At 58.2% G+C, this 14,935-nt stretch carries 10 protein-coding genes and 1 pseudogene; all 11 read right to left on the bottom strand.

Annotated elements, in window-relative coordinates; genetic code table 11:
- Window positions 1-40: 40 nt before the first annotated feature.
- Complete coding sequence (locus X738_RS74205; RefSeq protein ID WP_245277813.1) at window positions 41-721, bottom strand: hypothetical protein; 681 nt, start codon at window positions 719-721, stop codon at window positions 41-43.
- Window positions 722-879: 158 nt separating this feature from the next.
- The gene (locus tag X738_RS74200) at window positions 880-1,347 is read right to left on the bottom strand and encodes a hypothetical protein (protein WP_023802780.1); all 468 of its coding nucleotides are present in this window, start codon (window positions 1,345-1,347) and stop codon (window positions 880-882) included.
- Window positions 1,348-1,458: 111 nt separating this feature from the next.
- Window positions 1,459-3,699: an AGE family epimerase/isomerase gene (locus X738_RS74195; protein ID WP_023802779.1), complete on the bottom strand. Its 2,241-nt coding sequence runs from the start codon at window positions 3,697-3,699 to the stop codon at window positions 1,459-1,461.
- Window positions 3,700-3,737: 38 nt separating this feature from the next.
- Complete coding sequence (locus tag X738_RS74190; protein WP_023802778.1) at window positions 3,738-4,547, bottom strand: FkbM family methyltransferase; 810 nt, start codon at window positions 4,545-4,547, stop codon at window positions 3,738-3,740.
- Between the two features lie 107 nt (window positions 4,548-4,654).
- Window positions 4,655-6,886, bottom strand: a complete 2,232-nt coding sequence (locus X738_RS86390; RefSeq protein ID WP_198032909.1) for a hypothetical protein — start codon at window positions 6,884-6,886, stop codon at window positions 4,655-4,657.
- Window positions 6,887-6,951: 65 nt separating this feature from the next.
- Window positions 6,952-7,128, bottom strand: a pseudogene (locus tag X738_RS83540) (transposase); the annotation flags it as partial.
- A 219-nt stretch (window positions 7,129-7,347) separates the two neighbouring features.
- Window positions 7,348-8,697: a nucleotide sugar dehydrogenase gene (locus X738_RS74175; RefSeq protein WP_023802774.1), complete on the bottom strand. Its 1,350-nt coding sequence runs from the start codon at window positions 8,695-8,697 to the stop codon at window positions 7,348-7,350.
- Between the two features lie 64 nt (window positions 8,698-8,761).
- A complete protein-coding gene (locus X738_RS74170) occupies window positions 8,762-9,997 on the bottom strand; it encodes a glycosyltransferase family 4 protein (RefSeq protein ID WP_031256484.1) in 1,236 nt (411 codons plus the stop codon).
- An 11-nt stretch (window positions 9,998-10,008) separates the two neighbouring features.
- Window positions 10,009-11,442 (bottom strand): heparinase II/III family protein, encoded by a 1,434-nt coding sequence (locus X738_RS74165; protein ID WP_245277812.1) that lies wholly within the window; start codon window positions 11,440-11,442, stop codon window positions 10,009-10,011.
- Between the two features lie 251 nt (window positions 11,443-11,693).
- Window positions 11,694-12,806, bottom strand: a complete 1,113-nt coding sequence (wecB, locus tag X738_RS74160) for a non-hydrolyzing UDP-N-acetylglucosamine 2-epimerase (protein WP_023802771.1) — start codon at window positions 12,804-12,806, stop codon at window positions 11,694-11,696.
- Entirely contained in the window at window positions 12,803-14,932 is a 2,130-nt protein-coding gene (locus tag X738_RS74155; RefSeq protein ID WP_031256483.1) for a bi-domain-containing oxidoreductase, read from the bottom strand. Before X738_RS74155 ends, wecB begins: the two co-directional genes overlap by 4 nt.
- Window positions 14,933-14,935 lie beyond the last annotated feature (3 nt).

The following is a 14,935-nucleotide window of genomic DNA, read 5'->3' as shown; positions in this document are numbered from 1 at the left end:
AGGTAGTCACATGGCTCTGCTATATTGTCTACTGGGCACCTTAAGGGCTTACGCCGCCGCCGCCGCGGCCGTCGCCGTCATCCTGCGTTGCAGCCAAGATACCAGCCGCACCAACCATGCCCCCAAAAATAAAGAGAGGGGTGTTGGACCGGTTGCCGCCCGGGGGAATCTGACCCGTATGCTCAGAGCTAACGGCGCCAGCCGTCTGCTCGGAACCCACAACTCTCAGGCAGATATTGTTCTCGACACGGGAAATGTCGAGGCTTGAATTCGCAGGCACATCCAGGCTGCAGCCACCGACATTAACAGAGGCCGCCCCGTTGGCACCGACCACTATGCGGCTGCCGAAATCCAGCGCATTTCCCGCTTTGGCCGAGCCATAGCCCGCGGCTTGCGAAACCATTACGTCGCCATTGGCGCGCCCGATGGAACCAATCGAGCTCGCGGTCCCCTGATAGGGTGTCGTACAGGTGCAAGACTCATCCTGAGCAAAAGACGAAACCGGGCCGAAACCGATCGAGGCGACAAATCCGGCCAACGCAACTTTTACAGTGAGGTTCATTCGTTTCGATCCTTTTTGTCCCGCCGCACCTCGGCCCCACCCGGGCACCAAGGTAATGAAAAGCGCGTAACAGCTTTTTGCATTGATTCCAACATGCTTCGCAATTGCGAGATGACTTTTTGGTTTCTCATGTGTTTCATTGGACACACTCGCTTGCATCTACCATTTTCGTGCCGGCCACTGTGGAAATTGTCGGAAAGGCAAGTTTATTTTGTGGCGTTTGAGGGCCATCGCGCCAATGCTTGTGGTCGACTCTGTTTAATGTGGGCCTTATCGCACATTCTGTCTTTCGTTTTATGACAGGCAGTCAGCGTGAACTATGAGCCTGACAAGCAAGATTTGTAGGCCGAACCTGCCTGCGCCGGCTGTCCGCACAAGATGCCACTCTCGGCAAGTTTGGCGGCCAAATCCGCGCCATCGGACGTGAGGCATTGCACAACGATGGCATCACCAAACTTTGAGGCGACATTGCCGTCGCAAGGCGTCCCCATGCCGACCGGCTTACAAGTCAGGGCGAGCCCTTGGTAGTCCCGGCGCGCCGCGTCCGTTACAATGGCACGCAGAGATTGAGGCTTGGTAAACGCCACGCCGCATAGCACAATTTTGCGGTTGCCGACCCGAAGATCATCGATTGCCTGGATGGAGAGCTTGCCGTCAAACGGCTCAAGTGCCGCTTGCGGCTTTGGCGGACGAACAGGCGTCCCTTTTTTCACGACAATGGCAAGGAAGCCAACCGCAAACGCCAAGGCAACGAGTGCCAGCAAGCTTATCTTCTTGAACGACAAAAATCCTCACTCCCGCCGCGGCCAAGCACGTGTCTCAATCACCTCTGGCGGAGACGTTCGGACGATCGCCTGGTCGCATCCATTTCAATCGAAGAAATTCCGTCAACTGCTCTATCGAGATTCACCGACGGTGCTGTCGAGATATTGGGTCAGCGCGCAAACCAGATGATAAAAGATGCTTGCCGGTACATCGGTCGCCAGCGAGCGGCCACGCTCGTCGATCCGGTCTATCCACAGGCCGAGCGGTGCCGGGTTGATGTGCCAACGGAACAGGCGGCCGACACGCGCTTCGATCTCGGGCTTGAGGTCGGGGCCGCCTGAACCGTCCAGTGCAATCGCCGCTTTGATTGCTTCGGCCTGCGGCCAACTGCGCGAGACAAGGTCGAGCGGCAAGCCGTGCCGCGAGACGGCGCCATAGGCGAGGCCGGTGGCGCGATTGAGGCCGTTGGCGATGGCCGAGGCATAGAGCTTTCTGGCAAAGCCGGTCAGGTCACTCTGGCCGCTGCGCCCGGCGAAGTCGACCAGCAGCGAGGCCCATTCGAAATGGTGGCCGGGTTCCGTCCAGGCACCTTTCTCGCCCTCCGCCGGCCTCCACTCGGGATCGAAATATTCGCCGAGCGTCCAGCTCTCCGGATCGAAGAAATGGCTGCGAAACAGATCGACGATGCGCGCGGCGCGGCGAAGATAGGCGAGCTCGCCGGTCGCTTGATGCCAGGCCAGAAAAGCCTCAAGCAGATGCATGTGCGGGTTGGAGCGGCGTTCGCCCTCGCCGCTCGACGTTTCGAGAAAGCCGGTCATGCGGTGATCCTCGAGATGCGCGTCGAGGAACGAAAACGTTTCTTCGGCAAGCCGCAATGCATCAGGGTTGCCGACCATATGGGCATGCGCCAGCGCCAGCAGCACGCAGGAATGATCATAGGCATCCTCGGCTGCGTCGGCGACCGTGCCGTCGACATTGAGCGTGCGCACCCAGCCGCCATTGTCGGTGCGGCCGTTCCTGGCCATGAATTCGAGGCCGTGGCCGATCAACCGGTCGGCGGGCCCGTCCCAGCCGCGCGCCCTGGCGACAGCGAAGGCGTAGACTTGCCTGGCCATGGTGCGCATGCGCTTGGGCTTCTTCAGCGGAGTGGCGTCAAAACCGAGCGCCTCGTGAAAACCGCCATGGCGCTCATCAACCCCGACCGTGGACCACAGCGGCACCGTCTCTTCAAACAGCCAGTGATGCACACGGCGCCGCCAGGCGCCGCTTTCGATCACGCGATCACCGGCGGGCGTGAACCTGGTTTCCAGCCGGCCGCTCTTTTCGAGCTGCTCGACGATCTTCTTGACGTTCTGGCTGCGGCTGACCGGGGCGACGAAGGTGGCATCGGCGGTCGAGACGATGGCAACGTCCTTCAAGCCGATGGCAGAGAGCAGGCGACTGTCGCTGCGGATGTAAGAGTTCTCGCAGTCGATGGCGACGACATCGCCGACGATGACATTGCCGTCATTGTCGGACGGACCGACATCGAGCAGTGACTGCCACGAGCCGAGATCGTTCCAGCGGAAGCCGGCCGGCACCATGGCGATGTCGCTTGCGCGCTCCATGATGGCATAGTCGATCGACGTCGAGGGAATCGCGGCGTAGAGCTCCAGAGGCATATAGAGACCGGAAAGATCCGATGTCGCCGCCTGGTGGGCAATCTCGGTGGCCTTCCAGATCTCAGGCGCAAAAGCCGTGAAGGCGTCGCGCATGGCGCTGGCGCGAAACAGGAAGATGCCGGTGTTCCAGTAGAAGTTGCCGGCCGCCAGGTAATTCTGCGCGGTCGCGAGGTCCGGTTTTTCGACGAAACGCGAGACATCGCAGATGCCATCGGTCTCGCCGGCGATCTCGATATAGCCGTAACCGGTTTCGGGGTGGCCGGGCTTAATGCCGAACACCACCAGCCGGCCCGCACGCGCAGCGCCGGCGCCGTTTTCCACACTTTGCCAGAATTGCCGCGCGGTTGCGATCTCATGATCTGACGGGACCACCAGCACCAGGCTGTCGCCAAATTCGGAGAGGGTGCGCAGCGTCGCCAAGGCGACGGCGGCGGCGGTGTTGCGTCCGGTCGGCTCGAACAAGGGGCCGCCGCCGGAAAGGTCGATGCCGGCGAGATCGGCGTGAACGCGGTCGGCGTGCCGTTCCGAGGCAATCAGGAAGACCGGCGTTTCGCCCTCCGGCCGCGCCGTAAGCCGGTGCAAAGTTTTGACCAGCATCGAGCCATCGCCCGAAAAATCATGGAACTGCTTGGGATTGTCCTCGCGCGACAGCGGCCACAGGCGTGAACCGACGCCGCCGCTCATGACAAAACTGACGATCCGCTCGGTCATGGGGTGACACCTTTAACCTTTGCTCGGCGGAAGAATGATTAATCCAGCGGTGAGATCAGGTAATTTCCCCGCTTCAATTTCTGGCTGACCACTGGTTCAATCGTCAGGCGTCGAACGACCCCCTCAGGCTGGGCCAAGCGGTGCATCTTGATCGGATAGGGGAATAGCTCCTGCACGCGCCGGAGAGAACTCAGGTCTTCAAACGTCCCGCCTCCGATCTCGATCCAGACTACCGGCTTGGATTTGGCAAGTGTCTTGTTGAGCCCGATCAGTACGTGCGGCTCAAAGCCCTGAACGTCGATCTTGATTGCATCGACCGTCGAAATTCCTTTGGCTTCGAGATAGTCATCCCCCCGTTCGACCCGGAATACACCAACCTGCTGGAGTGGACGATCATATTGCTCGATGGTTGAGAACGTCCCCAAGCCAAGATTGTCTCTGCCGATGTCAAAGAAGGGCAGATCGGCCGCAGATTCCGCCAATCCAACCCGGTGCAGATGTACGTTTTCCAGCTCGTTGAGCGCGACGTTTCGCTCGAACGTCTTCCAAAGACGCTCGTTGGGCTCAAAGGCGTGAACCGCCGCAAAGCGGCTGGTGAACGCCATACTATGTGTCCCGACATTGGCTCCGATATCAAGAGCAACCCCCCGTCTCTCTGATGGGATGAAATCGAGAAAGACGCGAATGAAGTCGGCTTCATAACTGCCGAACAAATAGACTTCGCGGTCAAGCTTTGAGGCGAAGGTTCCCGTATGAGCAACCGAACCGTTGACTACCGTGAAGGCCGCTTCACTTGGTGCAATGCGGGCGATTCGACGCCAGCCGCGGAACCGATCGAGCCAGCGCATTGCCCTGAATAGCCTGGCTGACGCGCTAGGGTGTACCTCCGATATATGCTTCATTGCGAGTTGTTCCGGTGGAGTGACTTTACCCCCTACCACGCAGACATCGCCCTTTAAAGAACGATATTTGCCGGCCCTGGTCGTGACCAAAGCATAAGATCGACATTGGATGCCGAACGTGTCGCGTTGCCGGTCAAGGTGATCGTTCCAGCGCCTGCATCCACAGCCGTGACGACAGAGTTGGTTTCCGAAAACAGTCCCGTGTTCGACCATCCCATATAAAAATCGCCAACTTGGATTGCAGATATGTGCGCCGATGATCCCGCAAGGTTCGTGACGCCCATTATGACGGCGCTTCCCGATGTCACCGTCCCTGTGGTCGTAAAGGGAAGCGCAAAAATGTTGGCGTTCAGAATGTTCATGGTTCCGGCAGCGAGGTCGAACGTCGTGAACGACTCGTCTTCATCGGACACCTTGTAGTTGTTCTGCATGATCGCTTTGACGGTCGTGCCAATGCGGGAATAGATAAACAGCACTGTGCCACTGGCCAGATCGACTAGGATGTTGCCAGGGTTCCATCCCCGGTCAAGCGCCCGCGCATCCGATAATGAGGTATGCACCATCGTTATCAACCGCCCGCTACGCGTCATGCTGGAGAGCGACGATTTTGCTATGGACTGAGAGGGAACTCCGCGTGTGTAGGCCGCGCCCATTGGTTCGCTAGCCGGACGAAACCGCCTCAGGTAGATCGGCAAGCAATATTCGCGCGTCGTTAGCGTGTAATCGCTCTGCAAGGCGCGGATAGTCTCCAGAACACCCGTTTCAACATTGACCGGCCTAAAGACTGGGTTCTGCTCCTTGATGTTCTGCGCCGAGTTCCAGCATCCGACAACAAAACCGCCTCCAAGGGCGTTGTGCGCGTATGCCTCATAAAGATTGGTGATCGTGTCATCCCGAGCGGTTTGGTTCAGTACGCACTTGTCGATGACAGTGTTGTCGGGCCTGAAGGTCAGGACAGACGGAACAAGTGTAAACGCAATTTGACTAAGGGTTATTTCGGCCATGGTGGTCCCCTCGAGGAACCAACCAGGCGATCCATAGGTGTCCTGCCATAGATAGCTCTGGAGACCCCCGCTCCATCTGATCGGATACTCATAGCTGGCGGCGGAGCTTATGTTGCCCATCCGCCACATGCTCTCGCCGTACAGATTGCTAATCGCCATGCCAGCCAGAAAAGCTGATCCAGCAAAATCAACAATCTGTACGGCACACCCAACAGAGACATTGGAAATCAACCCACCGTACCGGCCCGAAAGTTCACCATGCTTATAGTTGGTGAAAACCGTGTGGACGCGAGCGGCCTGACTGTTTTTAATCTCGATTGTGCGCGATTGCGTCCCGCCAACGCTCCAGGCATACTTGCAGTCCTCAACGCGACACTTATTCCAGCTGCTGAAGTCGCCGTTTGAGGCAGCATCCCCAAGCGAGTTTCCGAATGCCGTGTTGAATCCGATTACCTCCACTCCATCAAACGAAGTCATGGTGCTGGAGGTTTTGGTATACCCGCCTGTTGCCCCGGTCCATTCGGGAGGCGTGTAGGCTGGATAGGGGCTAACCGGCGAATCACCTATGTAGGCGTCGATCGAAATTCCGCAATGTGGCGAAAACCTATCATTGCCACCGACTGCAGTCCAAGTTGCTTCGTCAAGTATTGTTTCGCTGGCAGCAGAGATAATCGCCGCGTATGACGCCGCCTTATCCCCGGCGACCGTGAAGTCGTTCATGGAGACGCCACGTCCGGACTGAATGTTGATGAAGTGTGCCGTTCCGGTATGCAGAAGCCCTGTACCGGAACCGTTCGAAAGAGTCCCTCGATATCTCTTGCCTTGGCCGCGCAATGTGGCGTTATGAAACGTGTTTCCATAACCGAAGAACAACCTACCGGAGACCGGAATGGAAGCCCCAGGCGGCAGTTCAATCGGCGCGTTGAGTACTCCGTAAATTACGAGGTCGACCGCAGACTGGAGAATTGCAGTATTGTTGGCTCCGGTTTCGGCCGCATGAAAGCCCCACGCAGCAACCTTGATCGGACCCTGAACGTCCTTCCACGAATCGCTATCCATCGGCTGCGCATGGCGCGCTACCGCCTGCTCGATCATGGCGTGAACCTGTTCCCGAAGCTCGGCGGCGACTTCAGGAGTCAGGTTGTTTAAGAGTTCGTCGATGCTCACGCGTGGCCTGCCGCTGTTGGCAGACAAAGCGACGGCGGGCAACGATGCGACAGGTACCGCCGCCCCGACAGCAGGAATGCCCATTAGAAACGAGCGGCGACTGATACTCTGCATTTCAGTCTCCTTTGGTAGCAGTTTGGTTGGGAATTTGCGTTGGGAAGGAGGCAAATGGCGCTTTCGGCATCCGGTTCGGGCTCGTTCTGCTGCGATCCGGCCAGCAGCCTGTGGCACAGGCTGAGCTTAGCGGCGCGATTGCCGTTGGCGAGGAAGCCGTAGTGGCGGATACGATGGAAACCGTCAGGCAGCGTGTGCAGGAGAAAGCGACGGATGAACTCGTGCGCGTCGGGCGTCATGACCGATCGTTATGTCCTCGATCATGAGCCGGCGAAGCGGGCTCAACTCGGCCATCTCCTTTTCTCAAGGTTGCACTTCAACAGCAGCAATCCTTCAAAACAGAAGTGTCATCCGCAAACCGATGCACCAAATGCGGCGTCAGCGGCTTCGTTCAATCCCTTAAAACGCGACGTGCATTAGGTCGCATGACGTCCTTCCCACGAGCGCCACAGTGTTGTCAGTTAAGCTTTAATGAGGTTGGTGGCTGTTATTCCCTTTCTCGCAAACACATTTCTGGTGTCTACGATCAGTCGAGCGTGCTCGGCAACGAGGCGATAGTCGACAGCGTCATGATCTGTCGCGACGATGATAGCGTTGTAGCCTTGCACCCCGCTCCTGTTCAGCGCTACTGATTTCCGATTGGCGAAACTGGCATGCTCCCGTGTGATGGGAATAATCGCAGCATGAGGGTCATGAAAATCAACCTTGCACCCCCGCGCTTCAAGCATTTCCATCAATTTGAAGGAGGGGCTTTCACGAATGTCGGAAACGTTTTTCTTGTAGGCTAGGCCAAGAACGAGGATGCGAGCGGAACTCAGCGAGACTTGCTGGAGGCGGTCCAGCGCATTTTCGAGTTTGCCAAGAACATAGCGTGGCATCGAGATGTTGATCTCGCCAGCAAGTTCAATGAAGCGTGTCGACAGTCCGTACTCGCGAGATTTCCAGGTGAGATAGAACGGGTCGATCGGGATGCAATGACCGCCGAGGCCCGGGCCCGGATAGAACGGCATATAGCCGAACGGCTTCGTCGCGGCAGCGTCTATCACCTCCCAGATGTCGATGCCCATAGCGTCGTAGATCACCTTTAGTTCGTTCACGAGGGCGATATTGACCGCACGGAACACGTTCTCGGTGATCTTCACCGCTTCCGAAACTTTAGGCGAAGACACGGTGACGACACTTTCAACGACAGCGCCATAGAACGCCTCGATCATCGAAGCGGCCGCTGGACCGTCGCCCGCCACCACTTTCGGAATCGTCGTGGTCTTGAAAATCGCGTTACCGGGATCCTCACGTTCGGGAGAAAAACCCAGGAAAAAGTCGCTGCCGCTCTTCAATCCTTTGCGTTCGAGTATGGGCTTTACGATTTCTTCCGTTGTGCCCGGATAGGTGGTCGATTCCAGCACGATTAGCTGTCCGCGGCGCAACTCCCGCGCTATGGTTTCGGCCGTCGCCTCGACGTAGTGCAAATCGGGTTCACGATAGCGGGAAAGCGGGGTCGGGACGCAGATAATCACGACGTCGCACATCGACAGTTCGGCGAAGTCGGCGGTGGCGCGAAACCTCTTTCTGTCAATGTACCCGCCCAGATCGGTGGAACTGACGGCGTCGATATAGGACTGGCCAGCGTTAAGCTGAGTTATCTTGCTCTCGTCGACATCTAAGCCAACCGTAGGGAATCCGGCGCGCGCGCACGCCGCCGCTAACGGCAAACCGACATAACCGAGTCCGATAATCCCTACCACCGCTTGTCGCGTGGCTAGGCGCTCGGCCAGCGAGGTTTCGCCTGATACTCCGAAATGTTCGTTCATTTCTCGCCATCTTCCCTGAATTCGTTCATTTCTCGCGGTATTCCCTGAAAAAGAGGTGTTCGGATCAGTCTGCCCTCGACACCAGGTTATCCAAATATCCGAGCATCTCAGTTGCCAGCGCGTTCCTATCGTAGCGTCCGGCCGCCTTAAGTCCGTTTCGGCTCAATCGCTGCCGAAGATCCTTGTCAGCAAACAACTCGTCCAGACGCCGGCACAACGCCTCTGCATCTTCGGGCTCGAAGACCAGCCCAATATCCTCACGCTCGACGATGCCAGCCGCTTCGCCTTCGACACCAAGCAGCACAGGAATGCCCATGCCCATACATTCGAAAAGCTTCGACGGTATGACAGAATGAAACAGCTCACTCTTTCTCAGGTGGATGATTGAGGTATCAAGCAGTGACCAATATCTGACGACCTCGTCCTTGGACACAGTATCGACGAAGATCACCGAGTTGAGGCCCCGCGCGCGCGCCTGCGCCATCAGTTCCGCTTTACTGGCCCCGTCACCAAGTAACAGAAATCGGAAGACATCGCCACCGGGAGACCCGCGAAACCTTTCGGCAGCATCGAGAATTGTCTCTAGCGCATGCGCCATGCCATGCGTGCCGATGTAACCGGTGACGAACTTACCCTCTAGGCCGTGGTGGCGGACCAGTTCTTCGTCTCTGGCACGTGGCTGAAATCGAGTCGAATCGACGCCGTTCGTAATCACGCGGACTTTCGACGTATTGACGCCGCGAGCTGCTAGATTCTCGCGAAAGGAATTGGTTACCGACACAATCAACGCGGCCTTGCGGTAAAGGAACAGTTCAACACGTTCGAGCCAGATCAGCACCGCGGACTGTTTCATCGCACCGACAGCCCGGATCGATTCTGGCCAGAGATCGCGCAATTCAAAGACGAACGGAATGCGCTTCAGCCGACTGACAGTATAGGCCGCACACGCCGTGAAGAACTGCGGCGACGTACCGATGACCAGGTCGACGCCGCGAACGAAAGGTGCGGCCAGAGTCGCAGTCACCATGTAGCTGATATAGTCGGCGACGCGACGCGCAAACCCTTCGTTGGCCGTAATGTAGGACCAGACGCGTATGACCCTAATCCCAGCCATCTCCTCCTGCTGCCAGAGCCGGTTGCGATAGCCGTCGAAGACTTTTCCCTTGGGAAAGTTGGGCACACAAGTAACTACTGTAACCTTATGGCCGGCTTTCACCCACTCGCAGCAGTGCTCGAATGTACGGCTGGCCGGCGCATTTACTTCTGGCGGAAAATTGTCGGTGAGGAACAGGATGTGCATGATGAACGCGGTTACCTTTCAGACCGCTCCAGCGCAATCTTTTCGTCCCAACTGAACCGTATCGTGCTCTCGCCCTTGACGAGTGAGATGACAAGGCGTGTGGTCGGCTGGTTTAATCCAAACTCTGGATGCCAAGTCGATGGTTCCAGACGACCTGTGCCCACCTCAATTTTCCAGTACAGCTTGTTACCATCTGGAAACACCGCCTGTCCCGATGAACAAGTTTCGTCCTCCTCCAGCACAACATCTGGATGGAAATGAAAATTCGCCTCCGATCTATAATTCCCACCCGTTACCGAATCCGAAACCAAGAACTCGTTACGCCGCAGTTCCCAGTTCCGACGATGGGTCGGACTTTCGCTCAAACGTTGATAGCCATCGTGCGCGCAACTGACTTTCAGCCCGTCGTTGTCATCAAACATCAAGCCGAACGGCCGGGCGCGACGGGCCACTCGGAAGCCAGACCAGACTTCGGACGAATTCTCGTTGGCGACGACGACGGTGTTATGGGCAGAGGTGCTACGCTGGCGTACTCGTTCGGCGCCGGTTCCATAGACCGAGGTACCAGAGTTTACTAGGACACGTCGCCCGTAAAGCGATAGTTCGAACGAGAGAGTATCCGCATGTGCGTGGCCGGGCAGATAGTCGGGCCCGACGGGGGCCACATCGAGTAGGGCGACCGCGGCACCGGCGTCCAACCGTATGTAGCCGCTTTCCGCTAGCCATGTTTTCGCGTGCCGCGTCGCCTGATCGCATAGACTCGACAGCCCAAGCCGCAGCGCATAGGCTTCGATCTCCCGTGGTGACGGCGCGACTGCCAAGGCAGCATCATTGAACAAGGCGATGTCGCCGTCCGGATGGCACATCGACGCCAACCATCGTCGCATCAAATCGATTCGCTCCGGCAGCACTGCTGCGAAAGCCTGCCACCGAGCGCGGCCGTTCCCCGGAAAGCTGCAGGACAGGTTCAAGAGGTCCAGCATATCTTCCAGAGCCAGCGCATGATACATCGTGCTGCGCTCGAAATGGCCGCCGTCTTCAAGGATCTGCTCCGGAACCTCGCGCTCCAGGATCGCGCAGCCTCGCTCCAACCAACCAGCAGCCTCCGCTCCTTCGAAAAAGAGCCCTGCAAAGACGAGAGCCTTGGCGTTGGCGAACAGATGGTTGCCAAGCAGGTGGTATTCGAGACGCCGGTTCAGCCATCGCACCTGCACGGCGAGGCTCTGCAGCGCAGTTTCCGAAAGCGATCGTCCGGAAAGAGCCCATTTAATCCAATTGACGATGCGCAGCGAGGTTGGATAAGGCTCCCAGCCCGTGCCAGCTCCCGCCGGATTTTCGGCAATCCAGCGTTCCATGAGCACCCGATGCCAGTCGAGACGTCGGGCCGCCTCCAATGCGTTCAAATCGTCGAAGTAATGAAGGTTGTATCGCCACAGCTTATCCACCCTAGTGTCATCCCAGCCCTTCGGATCCAGAGACCGCTCGACGTTCAGAAAGCGAAACACTTCCGGCCCGATTTGGCTCTGCGACCTTATCGCTGGCATCACCCAGAGACCCGTGGCGGAGCGTCGGCCCGGTGCAGGGCTGAAATCCGGCTTTGGTCGGGCTAGGCGGAACCAGGCGCGCGCGTAGATCTGTACGGGCCGTAGGTAGCGGACCGTGTGCCAGAACAGCCGAGCCTGCTCCAGAGACGGCATCAGGACGGAAACAGTTCTTCCAGCGCGGCGACGATGCGCTCTCCGGTTCGACCGTCCCACAATTCTGGGATTCCGCCTTTCTTCCAGCCGGCGGCGAAGAGGCGGTCGAGCGCTCTGGACAGATTGGCCGGGTTTGTTCCCAGAATTTCATTGGTGCCGATGCTCACCGTCTCTGGCCGTTCCGTCGTGTCGCGCAGAGTCATGCAGGGAACGCCCATGACAGTCGTCTCCTCGGTGATCCCGCCGGAATCGGTGATGACCGCTTTGGCGTGCCGGACAAGATAGTTGAATTCGAGGTAGGGCTGTGGTTCGACGAAAACGAGATTGGCTGGCAAATCCTCGATCGCCTCCAGCGTCTTTCGTGTGCGCGGATGGACGGGGAAGATTGTCGGCAGACTCCGCGTCCCCTCGCCGATCGCCCGCAGCAAACGAGCAAAAGATGATCCGGCATCGACATTCGACGGGCGATGCAGCGTCACTACGAAATAACTGCCCGGTAGAAGCCCATATTCGTCCCAAAAGGGAGGCGGCCGCAGCCGATCCATATGGGCGAGCAGCGTATCGATCATCGTGTTTCCGACGAAGAACAGGCGATCGTCTTCAACGCCGGCGCGACGCAGATTGTCGTTCGCGGTCTCGCTAGTGGTAAAGAACCAGTTGGTGATGGAGTCTGTCACCATTCGGTTAATTTCCTCCGGCATCCCCCAGTCGCCCGACCGGATGCCGGCTTCAACATGCGCTACCGGCACGCGAAGCTTTTGCGCCGCAATCGCGCAAGCCATGGTCGAGGTGACGTCGCCGACGACGAGGCAAAGGCTGCTCGGATGGTCGAGCAGCAGACGCTCGTACCGAGTCATGATCGCCGCCGTCTGTTCGGCCTGGGTGCCGGAGCCGACATCGAGATTGATATCAGGCATCGGTATGTCGAGTTGTTCAAAAAAATCGGCCGACATGCGGGAGTCATAGTGCTGGCCTGTGTGAATCAGCCTGTATCTCAGGCGCCCACCTGCAACTTTTCTCTCATCAAGCGCCCTGATGATCGGCGCGATCTTCATGAAATTTGGTCGCGCACCAGCGATAATATCGATCACGGTCGGCGAAGTGTTGTTCATGCGCGTGCCGCTTCGGCCGCTTCTATGGTGACGCGACTTACTTCCAGCAACTCTTCGAACGGTATCGGCGGCGCGCCGCCCTCCTCTACCGCCCGAACGAAGGCTGCCGCGCATGCCTTCTGGCCCTTGTCCTGTCGCCACAGGTTCATTCGATTGAAGCCCGGCCAGCCATAGCCGGTCAGCTTGCGAAAATTGTCGAGTTGCAGAATCCGCCCGCTTGCGAACACCTCCAGCCGCTCCTTCGAGAAAGCCTTGCTGCCATTTGCGAAATAGAGAACCGTCCCCGTTGAACCGTCGGCGAATTCGAGCTGGATCGTTACCGTATCGCGGCTCGCTGAGGCCATGCTGCTGGTCACATGGCGAACAATCCGACTGGCGGCCAAAAATCGCAGCAGATCGATGAAGTGGCAGGCTTCGCCGGCGATCCGACCGCCGCCGACAGCTTTATCCTGGGTCCAGTGTTCAGCAGGTATCGCGCCGGCATTTACCGTCATCACGAAAGTCTTCGGACCGCCGATGCCATCGAGCAGCGATCTTATCTTTCGAACATGCGGGGCGAAGCGTCGGTTGAAGCCGAGAGCCACGACTGGTGTGAAAGCGGATGCGACAGCCTTTTCCCGCGCGGTTTCAATCCGCCGCAGATCATCGAGAGAAAGCGCTAACGGCTTTTCGACGAAGACATGCTTTCGCTTCTCGATGGCCTGGCACACGAGGTCGGCATGGCTGTCATGCCGCGTCGCGACAACCACCGCGTTGATTTCGGGATCCACAAATACTGATGATGTATCGGTCGTCGTTTTTTCGAAGCCAAATTTGCGGCCGGCGTAGACGCCGCTGACGCCGGCACTGGAGGCGACGAGGACAAGCCGGGCTTCGGTCGCCTTGAACGCCGGAATTAGCACCGCCGTGGCATAATTGCCCGCTCCGATGAAGCCGAGTGCGATTTTTCCGGCAGGCGTTCCGGCTGGATTCAATATCACCGAGCGGAGTGTAAGTGCCTCTACGGATTTGTCCGATCCGCCCGGATAGTTAAGCAGGATGCCCAGCGAAGGCTCCGCGCCGCCGATCAGCGCATAGGCTTTTTGGGCTTCAGTCACATTAAAACGATGCGAGATCAGCGGTCCGACATCGAGGCGGCCGGTGGCCATCATATCGAGCACAGCCTCCAGATTCCGCTGCTCGGTCCAGCGTACGAAACCAAAGGGATAGTCCTGCCCCTTATCCTCGTAGTTGGTATCATAGCGTCCAGGACCGTAGGAACATGACACCTGGAAAGTCAGTTCCTTCTCGTAGAAATCGGCGCGGGAAAGTTCTAGCCCCGTCACACCGACCAGGACGATGCGGCCGCGCTTGCGGCTCATTAGCGCCGCCTGATGCACGGGCTCGCTGCTCTTGGTCGACGCGGTGATGATGACGGCGTCGACGCCGCGGCCGTGGGAGAACGCCGATGCTGCTGCAATCGGATCTTCGCCGGAGCCGAGCCTGACAGTGCTAGCACCGAATTGTTCAGCGAGTGCCAACTTTTGCGCGTCGAAGTCGAGCGCTAACACGCGGCAACCATGCGCATGAAGAAGTTGCACCGCCATCAACCCGATCAGCCCTAACCCGGTCACCACCACCGCTTCGCCGAGAGTGGGTTGGAGTAACCTGATACCTTGCAATGCGATAGCGCCGAGCACGGTGAAGGCTGCCTCGTCGTCGGACACCCCGTCAGGGACTTTGGCGCAGAGATTGACCGGCACCACCACCGCTTCGGCATGCTTGCCGTTGGAAACCACGCGCTCGCCGGGTGCAAAGGCGGTCACATCCGCGCCTGCCTGCAACACCGTTCCGACATTGCAGTAGCCGAGCGGCAGCGGCTGGTCTAATTTGTTGAGTACGGCCTCGAGTGTCGGAGCAAGTCCGTCGGTTCGAATCTTATTGATAACCTGCTTGACGCGCTCAGGTTGCTGGTTCGCTTTGCCAATTAACCCGGCCTTGCCGAAATCGACCAGCATGCGTTCTGTGCCGGCGGAAACCAGCGTCCGTGACGACCGGATCAGTAGCTGTCCGCTACCTGCGGTCGGACAAGGCACTTCGGCAACCTCGGTGGTACCGGTCTTGAGAGATTGGAGGATCTGTTTCAATTG

Source organism: Mesorhizobium sp. L48C026A00 (assembly GCF_000502375.1).
Classification (GTDB): Bacteria; Pseudomonadota; Alphaproteobacteria; order Rhizobiales; family Rhizobiaceae; genus Mesorhizobium; species Mesorhizobium muleiense.
The sequence above is the reverse complement of the archived record's forward strand: the minus strand, read 5'-3'. Positions and strand labels throughout refer to the sequence as shown.